The following is a 12,353-nucleotide window of genomic DNA, read 5'->3' as shown; positions in this document are numbered from 1 at the left end:
ACTTGAGAAATATATAAGGGGGATTTTTATGTACGTTGACATTTTACTATTAGCAGAATTAACAACTGGACCAAAACATGGATATGAAATAAAGAAAAATGTTCAAAACCGGTTAGGTGAGAATTTCGAATTAAATCATAACACACTTTATCCCGCTCTTCGGCGCTTCGAAAATATGGGTGCTATAACGAAAAAAATACATAAACAAGTCGGAAAGCCAAACCGAAATATGTACGATATAACTGAAACAGGTGAAGAAATTTTTTCAGAAATGTTAAGAGAGTTTCCTGAAAAAATTGCGACAAATAACGCTGAGTTCCTTGTACGTATCGCTCTATTTGAAAAACTTGATTACGAAGGTAGAAAAGAAATTTTAACAATACGCCAAGACGTACTACATAAACAGCTTACTGCTATTCAATCTTTAGATGTTAGCTCATCTTTTATTACAGAAGTCATTGCATTTAGTAAATCACGTATTGAACATGAATTGCTCTGGATTACATCACTTATGAACAAAATATGAAAAAATAACAAGAAAAGTTAAAAACAATGAATGAAAATGATATTTATTATCAATACTATAATTAATAAAAGGGCAACCACGATTTGGCTACCCTTTAAAAGTTTATATTTCTGGATCGAAAGTTTTGCAATCTGTTTCTTCCGTAGTTGATGCTTGTTTCCCTTTATTACTTACTACATAAATTGCATCTGCACTACATTTATTGCCGTTAGCCCAAAATTTACAGTTGTTTACTTCACATAAAACGTCTTGTGCCATAGTATCACACCTCCTTGTTCTATTATCATTAACAAAATTCGGAGGTATGATACTCTTTGTCATGCATTTTTTATTACCTTTTTAGCTTTCTTAATGGTTCAATATCTCCTCGTACAATAGCATCTATATTTTCTGTTATTTTTTCAATGTCAAAATGCCACCATTGAATTTGCAATAATTCTTCTATTATTGTATTTGTAAATCGTTCCTTTATTTTATTTGCAGGGTTTCCGCCAACAATTGTATATGGTGCTACGTCTCTAGTCACAACAGATTTAGCTGCAATAATTGCACCATCCCCTACTTTTATTCCTGGCATAATAGTTGTATCCATACCAATCCAAACGTCATTTCCTATAACTGTATCACCTTTGTAAGGTAAATCAGACAAATTAGGTGTATACTTCTCCCACCCATTTCCAAATATATTAAATGGATATGCCGAAAATCCATCCATCCGATGATTCGCTCCGTTCATAATAAAGGTAACTCCATTTGCAATACAACAAAACTTTCCAATAGTAAGATGATCTCCAAGAAATTCATAATGATGTAATACTCGATCTTCAAATGTTTCTCCATCTTTCGCATCATAATAAGAATAGTCACCAACAAGTATATTAGCTTTCGTTATTGTATTTTTTATAAAATGGACATTTTGATTTCCTTCAATAGGATATTTAACATTTGGATTAGGATTCATGTTGTACAGCACTTCCTTTACCATTTATTTCACTTTCTACAGCTATTACTGGTTTTAAATTGTATATAGGTAAAATAAATAATAATCCAATTATAAATAGTAAAGCTGTGCCCTCATACATCGTACTTAATGAGAACACCTCTTTTAATGAACCAGCAATACTCATTGTTACTACCATTGAACCGGTGAATAGTGGACTTAAAATGCCATTTACACGACCAATAAAATCTGTATCGCTGTTTTGAATAATGAGCGTATTAATACCTATTTGGATACATGGAAGAGCTAACCCACTAAAAAGTTGTGCTGTAAGTGTCACCCATAAATTCGTCGAATAACCTATAATACCAATGCCGATCGCCTGACCGAACATCCCTACAATTAACATCTTTTGCGGAGCAACATTTTTCGCAAATACCATCGCTAAAGCGCCGCCAACAATCATTCCTGCACCATTTACTGTTAGTAACCATTGTAAACTCTCTTTTGATAGTCCTAACTGCTCAGTTACAATAAATATACCAAGTGGCTGAATTAAACCAATACCGAGTCCTGCTGCCATAAAACAAAGCCCTAGCAAAGTTAATGCTTTTTTCTTTTTTACGTATTTAATACCGTCTAGCATTTCCTGTAACAACGTGATTTCTTTTTTCTCATTTTTATTCTCAAGATCTTTCGGGAGAAATAACAACACAGCTGCTGCCAGTAAAAAAGCGATACCTGTTATGATAATTGAAATATAAATTCCAAAACTATGAAAGATAAATGTTCCAAGAATCGGTCCTAACACCATAAAAATCGCAAATATTGTTTGATATATAGACATCGCTAATTGGATTTGTTCCGTTGATAAATGCTGTTTAAACAATTTCATACCTGATGGTTGAGAAAACTGCGAAAGGATTGCAGAAATAAGTGTAACAAAAAACACGATTTTCCATGTTCCAAACATAAGTGTAATTAATACAGCGAATACTGAAATGGAACTTAACGTTTCACACCATATCATTGTCTTCTTTGGTTTCCACCTATCAGCAAAGGTTCCACCTATAAAGGAAAAGATGAAGATTGGAGCAAACTCAGCAACCGAAATCATCGAAATAGCAAAAGCATCACCTTTCGTCATTTCCATTACATATAGTAATACCGCAAAGTTCCGAACCCATATTCCAATTTGTAAAAATAATGCTGATGCAAGAATTCCTTGCACAAACCGATTTTTTAATACTTGTGATACCCCATTGTTTTGTTTCGTTACTACATTTGTCGACATAAAAAAGCCCCCTATTTCATGTTCTGAACAGGAGGCAGCACAAATCATATAAAAAGACTATATTTTCGCAGAGCGAAATACATCCCTTTTCTATAAATGCACAGACTAATCCTATTCAGAAGAATATTTCGTTTTTTAACGAAGATCTCTTACAAATAGAATTAGTTGATCATTGGGATGTTTTCACCCTTCCGTTTCGAATTTAAATAACACATACATACTCTATGTAAATCATTTTCTATGTATGCATGTCTACAATAAATATTCTAGAATGTTAATGGTAATTCCTCTAAAGAACGCATTAAATAATTACCCTGCCATTTAATGTCTTCACGTTTCCCTTTTATTTGTAGTTCAGGCATTCGATTAAATAAAGTAGTAATGGCAATCCTTGCTTCTAACCTAGCAAGCGGAGCACCTAAGCAGAAATGGCTACCATGGCCAAAAGCAATATGACGATTATTCTCCCGAGTAATATCGAATACTTCCGGATTTTCAAATACCGTTTCATCACGGTTTGCAGAAGCTAATGCAATGACAACCATATCTCCTCTTTCGATTGTTCGGTCGTGAATTTGAAAAGGTTCATCTGCCCATCTTGAAGTTGTAACCTCAACTGGAGAATAATATCGTAATACTTCCTCAATAGCTGCATCAATTAATTTTGGATTTTCTTTTAATAACTGTAATTGATCCGGATTTTCGAGAAGTGCTAATACCGTATTTGTTATTAAATTTACCGTTGTCTCATGTCCCGCCACAATTAGTAACATGATCATTGAATATAGTTCTCGGGCGCTAAGTTTATGCCCTTCATTTTCCGCAATTATTAATGCACTCACCAAGTCTTCTTTTGGCTCTTTTCGTTTATTATCAACTAAATATTGAAGATATGTAATAAACTCAGATAGTTGCTTTTCAGTTTCTCTTATTTCTTCTGGTGTTTCTGGGGAAGCAATGACAGCATGAGACCAAATTCTAAATTTCGCTTGATCTTCTTTTGGAATGCCTAGCATTTCACTTATTACAATAATCGGTAAAGGAAACGAGTAATCATCAACAAGATTTAATGAACTTTTTCGCTCGACTTCATTTAACAAATCATCTGCAATATCCTGTATTCTTCCTTCCAATTGCGTGATCATCTTCGGTGTAAAAGCTTTTTGTACGAGTGATCGTAAACGATTGTGGTTAGGTGGATCTGAATTTAGCATGTGCGTCGTTAAATAATCACTATTATCAACAGTAAGAAAGACATTCAATGTATCTTGAGAAAATACATTGGCCGGATCTTTTTTTAAGCGATTATCTTTTAATAGTGGCAAAGCATCTTCATATCTTGTAATAAGCCACTCTGCACCTAATTCAGTTTTATTCACAAATAAGATAGGTTGCACTTTTCTAGATTCTTTATAAATTTCATACGCATCTTCTTTAAACTGAGCTGAAGCTAAATTAATACCATCTTCTATTCTTAGCCCAACTTTGTTTTTCATTGACATTGTATTCCCTCACTCTCATTTGTTTTTGAAAACCAACCAACATATGCATTATACTCTAATAAAAACGAGAAAATTGTAAATTTTCATTCGAAATCTTACTTCTTATATTGAAAAATAAAAAGTGAGAGAGTAAAATGCTTTTACTCTCTCACTTTTCTTTACGCAAAGCACATGAAATTACTAATTTGTTGATAGCGATAACTTACTTTACGACGGCGACCACCTTGCCAAGTGTAACCTGAAACCCCATTTCTCCTCACTTCAGTCGGGAAGAACCATAAGTCTCTTCCGAAAGGTCCAGGACGATGCAAACGTAAATAGCCCCATCTTCCTAGACAGTTACACATCCATGATTTCATATTCCCTGCTTGAGCTGGAGAAGCAAATGTAGACGGTAACGACGGCGCTTGTGACGGTGGTGGTGACGTTGGAGCATCTTCCGCATCATCTGGTCTATAATCTTCTTGTTCCAATTCTCTCATTTCATTTACAGATTCATACCCGTAGTTTTGCGGATTATAATACATCCCTTGATCATATGGATAATTTTGCTGGTTATACATATTAACAAATCACCTACTTTTCATTTAGTACCTTTAACATTCATATGTGATATGCCCCCTATAGGAAGCTTATGTATAGCCTAAATTCATAAAAAATGTTGCAAACTACAAATAGAAGAGATCAAAAATAAATCTCTCCTATTTGCCACTATGCAAAGCACATATAATTACTAATTTGTTTATATTGGTAAGTTTCCTTAAAACGATGACCATCTTGCCAAGTATATCCTGATACATCAAACCGGCTAACTTCTGTTGGGAAAAACCATAAATCTCTTCCAAAAGTAGCAGGTATATTTAACCTTAAATAGCCCCATCTTCCTAAACAATTGCACATCCATGATCTCATTTGAGATGTTGGTACAGGAGTAGCAAATGCAGAAGGTAAACTGGGGAGGTTCGATGGAGGTAGTAACTTTGGTGCATCATCTAATTGACATGAACAAAACTGATTGTTCAATGAGCTACTCCTCCTAATTATTAATAAATTCTATATGATATATGAATTTTCTTTTTATATAAAACTTCCATAAAGGAAAAACTTCTCTTTTATTCCCCAAAAAATCCCCTTCTAATTCTTTATTAGAAGAGGATTTTTGTTTAATTGCTATTTCAACTTCACACTATAAAAACGCATTTCATTTAACGAACCTTCAAATTCAAAAACTTCTTTTTTAATTAATTGCTTTAAACGATATTCTAAAAATGTATCGCCAACCAACTGATCAGCAAGACCAAGTGCCTCACCAATTACTCTAGGAGCTTTTAGGAACTCACAATCAGCACCTACACTTTTCGCGCATTCAATAATAAATTGATCAAAATAATCTTCTTGTACCGAATACACTTCATTTTCATTCCAAACTCTTAAAAACTCCGTACTATTCGATAATTTATCCCATTCATATTCATACTCCATTCGCTTTTCTTTCGTTACATACGGAAATGCTGCAAAACTTTTTTGCAATAGAGCTAAACTGTCAGGCGATAATTCTCCTGTTCCACGAATAGCATACTCTTTTTTTAATATTTCTTTACTTGCTTCAGACGTATTAATAACGCGAATGTTTTTCTTATCTTTTAATTGCGCCATTACAAAACATAGGCCTACATGTTCATGTGCGTTATTAGCTTTCCAAATTGTAATAGGTGTTTCAATAGGAATAGTGTGTAGTTCTTCCATAGTTTCTAAAAACCTTGGTAAATACTCTACTTCAAAATAATTATCATAAGCAGTTAAATTGTTTACTAACCATTTCTGTCTTGCAAGTTGTCCCTCATGCATATGTAACTTGTTTATCGGCCCAATTGAAAAAAATTCAGAAAAAGCGACAACCCTCTCTTCCAATTGTTCTTCTTGACTAAGCATATATTTTAAACATCCAGCTGTTGAATCATCAAACGCAATATGTACGTGTGTGCTTTCTTTTACATTTCTTATATATGATGTATTACTCGTTAGTTGCTTAGGAATATCCATCAAATTTTTAATTGCATCTTCACTATAGTTTTCTTCTAACAAATTTAACTGAATTAGAATATTTTGAAGTAAATGTTTTGCTTCATCTTCATACATATCCTCTACAACATTTTTGATTTTGTCTATCATACAAATCCCTCTATTCATTTCATAAATAACGTATATTATAGTGTATCATTTTAGTATCATTCTTTTAAAGTTTTTTTAAGTAAAAGCATTTATTATTCAGATTGCTACAGCTATCCACATTTTCAACAAAATCTCTCCTACAATTCTTAATTACTAAATATTCTTTTGTAAATCCTTTTATTTAAATGTATAATTATATAGAAAATAAAAAATATAGGAGCTATATGCATGGAGAAAGCGATTACTACTTATAAACATTATTTAAAAAATTGGAGATTTATATTTATTTGTATATTACCTACTATCGCCATATTATATGTTTTCGATGTCATCTTTGAACTACTATTTCATCAAGATTTCTATTTATCAAACTTAATTTTTGCTATTATATTATTTTTAATATTTATTAACATCAAAGATATGTTTAAAATTGAAAGTTAAAGAACGGGATAAAAAAAGAGCACCCTGCAATTGGATGCTCTCATGTGATAGAGGTTTTTTCTGAGTATTAAGTAGGACACGAAGGTCTTGTCCTACAATATAATATATGCTTGTACTTATTTTATTGTGCATCTATTAAACATCAAATGTATACGTATTGCTAAAAATTCTGCTCATTTATTAATTGTGTAATTATTATATTTACACATAAAAAAACATCCTTATGGATGTTTTTTTATGTATCGATTTTTAAGCTTCCATAAACTTAGCCGGTACACCAATTTTTTCAACTACAGAAGATATATTAGTAGGATTAATCATTACATTTTCAATACTAACTAATTTATTTTCTAATAGTCCATTCTCTGTAGTAATAAGTTCTTCAAACCGATCTAAAGTCATCGAGAATTTGTGTTCACTTCCGCCATTCATACAGACTTTTACATACTTCATAGTGTCACCGCCTTTCATAATAATCTATATTTCGATAAGAAGACGCTTACATCCTTTTTATTTACTACTAGATTTCTCACTTTTACTCCTTGCTAATTCACGTTTATTTATTTTAGAAAAAGCAGCTACTATTTTATGTTCACGTTATAATTGCTAGTAAGAACGATAAAGATAAAAATGCACAAAGTGGTATATATAAAACAGTATCCATTTTAGCAAAACGCGTATCTTTTTTTCGCTTAAAGATGCCAAAATAATGAAACTCACCAATTACTCTTATAAAAAAAACAATCATACAAATCCAGGAGCCCAATTGAACAATACTATTAGGAACTTCGAAATGAACAACATTTGTTTGTTGTAATAAAATCATTGCTGCCATACTTAATAATAACGCAATGAACAATGTCATCCCTACACCTGGTATAAATGCCTTTTCTCCAGATTTTGTTGGAATGACACTATTTGTCGCCCACTTACCTCCGAAAGCCCAGTAAACATGTAAAAAGCTAACTAAAAATAATATACAGACAGAAATATATGTAATAATCAACATTTTGTCCTCCCATTATTTTATTTAATTGCTCATCTTTAGAGTATGCTATGAATTCCGTATTGGCAATCTATATTTAATTACATAAAAAAACCCTTTAATGATACATCATTAAAGGGTTTACTGAAATTTCTTATACATTATACCTATTTCTACGACGTTCCATCCTCGTTTGTCCTTGAGCAGTACCTTGTTGTATTTGCTCTGCCATTTCATATGTTGCAGCTGAAGCTGGTTCTTCGTAATTATGCTCACGTATTTTTTCTGGCGTTTTTCGTTTTGATGCTTTTCCACCAAACTTAAATAATTTGATCTTTAATTTCGGTAATCTAGGAAGTGGAATCTTAAATGATAATTTTTTGCGCTTCTTTTTTTGTTGAAATAGATTTATATTTTCTTTATTATCATCCTGCTCTTTACGATGTAATAACATCGCAAGTAATCCACCTAATATAAGTCCTCCAACTAACAGTAGAAGATATAAGTAATGACTTGTCATTAAACTCGACATACGTTCAAGTATGACTAAAGACTGTACTTCTTTAATATCCCAAAGTAAAGCGGCCCATAATGAGAATAAACCGAAAGTAAGTCCATATGTACGAAAACGGAATAAACATGGAATTAAAGCGATACAAGCGGCGATTTTCGCATTCCCTATTATTGAACTTGTTGAAATATCTTGATGCCAAATGACTAACAGTAGTGTTATAAATGGCGCATACGCTATCCAACTACATATACGTGAATATATTTTTTTCGCAAAATAGCTACCAAAACTAGTAAAAAATAAAAGGCCCCCGATATATAAAGATTGTTCTAGTGGGATTTTCTTTATAATTCCTGCAACCGGAAAGAGGCCGCTCAATAGCATTAATAACACATCTAATTTCTTCACAATTCCTCATTCCTTTCAAATTTCTTTTGAATCAATTCATATTGCTTTCCCAAATGATGTAGTTTTTTATTTCTAAAAAACATCTTAATCCTGTATGTAAATAAAGTAAATACGTAAAAGAGAAGATACATGACAAAAGATATCCTTATTTACATGGAAAAATGACAAATCCTGACCGATATAATGAGCAGGATTTGTCTACTATTATTTAGAGCAGAATATTGAATCTTTCTTTTCTATTTTCATAATATCTACATCCAGTTCATCATCAAACTCTTTAAACTCTCTTGCATCTATATCCGTCATATAGCCCTTTACTACTTTCGCCATATGCATGGAATACGGCATGTGTACATCCTTTTCTAACAGCATACTTGAATTACAGCACATGTAATGTATCATTTTGGCGATATAATTCCTTTCTACAGATTTTACACCTAAAGGTAAAATTTCAAGTATGTATCGCTGCAATGTTTCACTATCATTCAAAGAATATTCACCAGCGCTATAATACATCCCCTTTTGATCTGTATATAAACTTGTGCCATCCGGAACATCATCACGTTCTATCACACCGTATTTTGGTGTATCAAAAGCTTTATTTATTCTTATAATATTTAAGTTTGGAACCTTTAGCACATCAGGAACAATCTCAGGGAAAGTATCTATATCAATTTTTTTATTTTGTAACTCTTTTATCCAATGTTTTCTTAAATTCGCATCTATAATGAAATACACTTGTTCATTTTGCTCTTTTACATGTTGTAAAATTCCTGATAATGTTTCAGAAACAAATTGTTTAAATAGAATCTCCATATCATTTCTTTTTGAAGGCTGCGGTAAAAAGGCATTATGTTTATTTATATTTAATAATAAACGATCAATCGTTTGCCACTCTGTATTCCCATATAGTTTATATGAAATTTCTTTTCCTTTTATTTGTGAAAAAATAGGTAAGAAATCAAATTTCGAGATTCGCTCAATTGATAAATTAACATATGTACAAGGTAAATTTATTTTATTCCAACTACGTTTCAAAAATCCTTTTTGTTCTAATAAACTAAGGATACAATTAATAATTGTTTTACGAGATACACTTTGGCCAATAAATAAATTAATAAATGCTGAAATACGGTTAGTTCGTGCAAACCCTTCTCTAACGATTTGCTTTGGATCAATTTTTTCACGCCCATCACAATTTTTCATTGCGATTAACGCCAACGTCGCATCATTGCGCTCACCTGCAGTAGCATAAACGGCTTTCATAACATCCTCTACTAAATTTGTTTTGTATTTCTGACAATATTGCATTTTATATGGATTTTGCAATACTTTTTCAATATTATATCTTACTATTTTTAATAATACTGGAGAATCTGCATTTAATACATATGATGACTCGCCAATTTGAGCTAACACAATTTCATTTTCAAATAACGCTTGTTCAACTTCCAACGATATTTTTTCAGACCATAGTTCTAACGTTATAGTCTCTAATCCTTTTGGTGCAATTAAAGGGAATAATTCATTTTCATTATTTGTTGCTAGCTTATTACATTCTGGTAGTAATGTGAAATGAGAGAATTTTTGCTGAAACCATTTAAAAAGATACTCACTTTCCTTTACTTTTATACCAGGTTTTATTTTTGTACCTTGAACTTTATATATTCTCTCATTGTATGGAAGCAACACCCTAATGTTTGCTCCTAGCATATAATCTTTCGGATATTGAAGAATATGCTCTAATTCAACTTCTCCACCTATATGAAAATCATCTTTTAAACTTCTAAATATTTTAATCCATTTTATGCCGTTTGTAGCTTGTTGTACTTTTAGTTTTACAAATCGTAATTTTGTATTATTTGATGAAAATTCTGGAGTAGAAACCAATATCATGCCCCGTTTTCGTCTTAATAGCAAAGGAATATCTGGATGATTATATTCTTGATAAAACCTCCGAATTCCTATTGAAACATTTAATAACGGAATATTCTCGCCACCGCGCGTGATACATTCGAACCGATATACGTAGGCGAAATAATCTTGTGTTTTTTCATCTTTAATAGGCTCTGACATTGCCTCACAAATATTTTGTGATCTAAGCGGAGAAAAATATATATCTTCTTCGTTAATATTCTCTAATCGTACAGATTGTTCACAAAAAATATGTGAAATTAAAGCGGGCAACCACTTAGAATATACTTCATTATCATGTAGTACTGTTAAATTAGAAATTAAATCGTAATGCCATTCATATTTTGGCGATTCTATTAATTTATTAGGTTTCCAATCATGTATAACCTCATACCAACTTTGGAAAATATAATCGAGTTGTTCTTTTCTAATAGGTTCTTTGCATACAATCCATGGTGTATTTTCATTTAATACATATGGATTGTGCTGAATAAATAATATATCAGAAAACATATCATATAATCTTTCATTCAATCTTTTTAACTTACTTGTTAATAAAAATGTCTTATAATGTATTTCTACAATATCAAGCCATTCGATAGGAAAGTATATAAATGATACACTTTCATTTAAAAGCGGCTCTACAATATTCTCAAATGTTAATAACCGTAGTTTTTCCATGTAATGGATACTTCCTTTCTTCATTTGCCTTGATCATCTAAAAACTAGAAGAAACCGTTACGTTACATAATCTAATCAATTAAAACCCGGTTCTTTAAAATTTAATTATTATTAATTTATTCAAATAATACATTATAATTAAAAAATAATAATTGTTTATCTTCTATACTTTATAAAACACAACATATACATCACCACCTACTAATATTAAATATAGTACATTCGAATTATACAATATAAATAGTGTATTGTATTTGCAATTTACAATAACTTTACAAAAATAACGATAAAAAAGGTATTGTTCATTCCTATGTTTAACAATACCTTTTTTATCCAATTACTTCTTTTACATCTGTATTCACTGGCCACTTTTCTAAAGTATAAGCCATTTCCCAAAATGAATATTCATATTGGCTGCTAATAATAAAATGCTGTTTCATTCGATTTCGGTCTGCCTCTTTTACTTTTTCAGCTATTGCATCTAATCGTGTAATTTGCTCTTCAACTAAAGTACGGAACCAACCCGATGTAGAAATCCATTCTTTATAAATTGGCTCTTCTGGCTGACGCTCTTTTAAACATTCATCAATTGAGTAGAAATCAATATCATGCCCCGGTTTCGACTCAATAGTAAAAAAATATCTGATTGGTTAAACTCTTGATATTAAGAATGTTTTTATGATTATTTGGTATTAGTGTGTTCTAAATGATAATGGCTATTATTGAAGATGACATATAAGCGATTATTAAACGATAGTCCTTCTACATCATAGATAGAAAGAATACCGTTTTTTCGTTTAAAGTATTTGTATATACTTCAAAATATTAAGACGCTAGGCATAGATCATGCCCCAAGGTTTGAGAATCTAAAGTATTTGAATAAGAAACTTTACTCCGTTCGTTATAGTTATTCACATCATAATATATTATTATTATTTCTACCTTAAGAACTGAAAATAGCTATTTAAAAATATGGCTG

At 31.5% G+C, this 12,353-nt stretch carries 12 protein-coding genes and 2 pseudogenes; 2 read left to right on the top strand and 12 right to left on the bottom strand.

Annotated features, from left to right (window positions below; translation table 11 throughout):
- Positions 1 to 28 precede the first annotated feature (28 nt).
- Positions 29 to 526, top strand: coding sequence for a PadR family transcriptional regulator (locus tag NHG49_RS13540; RefSeq protein ID WP_064475358.1), 498 nt, complete (start codon positions 29 to 31; stop codon positions 524 to 526).
- Positions 527 to 628: 102 nt separating this feature from the next.
- On the opposite strand, the gene NHG49_RS13535 is transcribed toward NHG49_RS13540, so the two are convergent.
- The 7 genes and pseudogenes from NHG49_RS13535 to NHG49_RS13505 all read right to left on the bottom strand — a co-directional run bounded on the left by NHG49_RS13535 (position 629) and on the right by NHG49_RS13505 (position 6,434).
- Positions 629 to 784 carry a DUF1540 domain-containing protein gene (locus NHG49_RS13535; RefSeq protein WP_000046093.1) on the bottom strand — a complete coding sequence of 52 codons (156 nt, stop codon included), beginning with the start codon at positions 782 to 784 and terminating at the stop codon, positions 629 to 631.
- A 73-nt stretch (positions 785 to 857) separates the two neighbouring features.
- Positions 858 to 1,487 carry a Vat family streptogramin A O-acetyltransferase gene (locus tag NHG49_RS13530; protein ID WP_064475357.1) on the bottom strand — a complete coding sequence of 210 codons (630 nt, stop codon included), beginning with the start codon at positions 1,485 to 1,487 and terminating at the stop codon, positions 858 to 860.
- Positions 1,477 to 2,760, bottom strand: a complete 1,284-nt coding sequence (locus NHG49_RS13525) for an MFS transporter (RefSeq protein WP_064475356.1) — start codon at positions 2,758 to 2,760, stop codon at positions 1,477 to 1,479. Before NHG49_RS13525 ends, NHG49_RS13530 begins: the two co-directional genes overlap by 11 nt.
- A gap of 266 nt (positions 2,761 to 3,026) precedes the next feature.
- A complete protein-coding gene (gene cypA / locus NHG49_RS13520; protein WP_258126126.1) occupies positions 3,027 to 4,262 on the bottom strand; it encodes a cytochrome P450 in 1,236 nt (411 codons plus the stop codon).
- Positions 4,263 to 4,420: 158 nt separating this feature from the next.
- Entirely contained in the window at positions 4,421 to 4,825 is a 405-nt protein-coding gene (locus NHG49_RS13515; protein WP_064475354.1) for a hypothetical protein, read from the bottom strand.
- 148 nt (positions 4,826 to 4,973) lie between these two features.
- Positions 4,974 to 5,255: pseudogene (locus NHG49_RS13510) on the bottom strand (hypothetical protein); the annotation flags it as partial.
- Positions 5,256 to 5,432: 177 nt separating this feature from the next.
- The gene (locus tag NHG49_RS13505) at positions 5,433 to 6,434 is read right to left on the bottom strand and encodes a DUF1835 domain-containing protein (RefSeq protein ID WP_098101525.1); all 1,002 of its coding nucleotides are present in this window, start codon (positions 6,432 to 6,434) and stop codon (positions 5,433 to 5,435) included.
- Positions 6,435 to 6,662: 228 nt separating this feature from the next.
- Here NHG49_RS13505 and NHG49_RS13500 point away from each other — a divergent pair, with 228 nt between their 5' ends.
- Positions 6,663 to 6,875, top strand: a complete 213-nt coding sequence (locus NHG49_RS13500) for a hypothetical protein (RefSeq protein WP_000409414.1) — start codon at positions 6,663 to 6,665, stop codon at positions 6,873 to 6,875.
- A 249-nt stretch (positions 6,876 to 7,124) separates the two neighbouring features.
- On the opposite strand, the gene NHG49_RS13495 is transcribed toward NHG49_RS13500, so the two are convergent.
- The 5 genes and pseudogenes from NHG49_RS13495 to NHG49_RS13475 form a co-directional block, all read right to left on the bottom strand.
- Positions 7,125 to 7,328, bottom strand: a complete 204-nt coding sequence (locus NHG49_RS13495) for a hypothetical protein (RefSeq protein WP_000878362.1) — start codon at positions 7,326 to 7,328, stop codon at positions 7,125 to 7,127.
- Between the two features lie 139 nt (positions 7,329 to 7,467).
- Positions 7,468 to 7,884 (bottom strand): DUF3995 domain-containing protein, encoded by a 417-nt coding sequence (locus tag NHG49_RS13490; RefSeq protein WP_098102616.1) that lies wholly within the window; start codon positions 7,882 to 7,884, stop codon positions 7,468 to 7,470.
- 130 nt (positions 7,885 to 8,014) lie between these two features.
- Positions 8,015 to 8,779 carry a DUF3959 family protein gene (locus NHG49_RS13485; RefSeq protein ID WP_064475350.1) on the bottom strand — a complete coding sequence of 255 codons (765 nt, stop codon included), beginning with the start codon at positions 8,777 to 8,779 and terminating at the stop codon, positions 8,015 to 8,017.
- A 204-nt stretch (positions 8,780 to 8,983) separates the two neighbouring features.
- Entirely contained in the window at positions 8,984 to 11,374 is a 2,391-nt protein-coding gene (locus NHG49_RS13480) for an RNaseH domain-containing protein (protein ID WP_222655593.1), read from the bottom strand.
- Between the two features lie 329 nt (positions 11,375 to 11,703).
- Positions 11,704 to 11,973: pseudogene (locus NHG49_RS13475) on the bottom strand (thiaminase II/PqqC family protein); the annotation flags it as partial.
- Positions 11,974 to 12,353: the final 380 nt, after the last annotated feature.

This window comes from Bacillus sp. IBL03825 (assembly GCF_024712505.1).
Lineage (GTDB): Bacteria > Bacillota > Bacilli > Bacillales > Bacillaceae_G > Bacillus_A > Bacillus_A wiedmannii.
Note: the sequence above shows the minus strand (reverse complement) of the source record. Positions and strands in the feature narration are given on the sequence as shown.

Coding starts and splice junctions, on each gene's coding strand:
- NHG49_RS13540 (WP_064475358.1), top strand. CDS start 29: ATGTACGTTGACATTTTACTATTAGCAGAATTAACAACTGGACCAAAA.
- NHG49_RS13535 (WP_000046093.1), bottom strand. CDS start 784: ATGGCACAAGACGTTTTATGTGAAGTAAACAACTGTAAATTTTGGGCT.
- NHG49_RS13530 (WP_064475357.1), bottom strand. CDS start 1,487: ATGAATCCTAATCCAAATGTTAAATATCCTATTGAAGGAAATCAAAAT.
- NHG49_RS13525 (WP_064475356.1), bottom strand. CDS start 2,760: ATGTCGACAAATGTAGTAACGAAACAAAACAATGGGGTATCACAAGTA.
- cypA (WP_258126126.1), bottom strand. CDS start 4,262: ATGTCAATGAAAAACAAAGTTGGGCTAAGAATAGAAGATGGTATTAAT.
- NHG49_RS13515 (WP_064475354.1), bottom strand. CDS start 4,825: ATGTATAACCAGCAAAATTATCCATATGATCAAGGGATGTATTATAAT.
- NHG49_RS13505 (WP_098101525.1), bottom strand. CDS start 6,434: ATGATAGACAAAATCAAAAATGTTGTAGAGGATATGTATGAAGATGAA.
- NHG49_RS13500 (WP_000409414.1), top strand. CDS start 6,663: ATGGAGAAAGCGATTACTACTTATAAACATTATTTAAAAAATTGGAGA.
- NHG49_RS13495 (WP_000878362.1), bottom strand. CDS start 7,328: ATGAAGTATGTAAAAGTCTGTATGAATGGCGGAAGTGAACACAAATTC.
- NHG49_RS13490 (WP_098102616.1), bottom strand. CDS start 7,884: ATGTTGATTATTACATATATTTCTGTCTGTATATTATTTTTAGTTAGC.
- NHG49_RS13480 (WP_222655593.1), bottom strand. CDS start 11,374: ATGGAAAAACTACGGTTATTAACATTTGAGAATATTGTAGAGCCGCTT.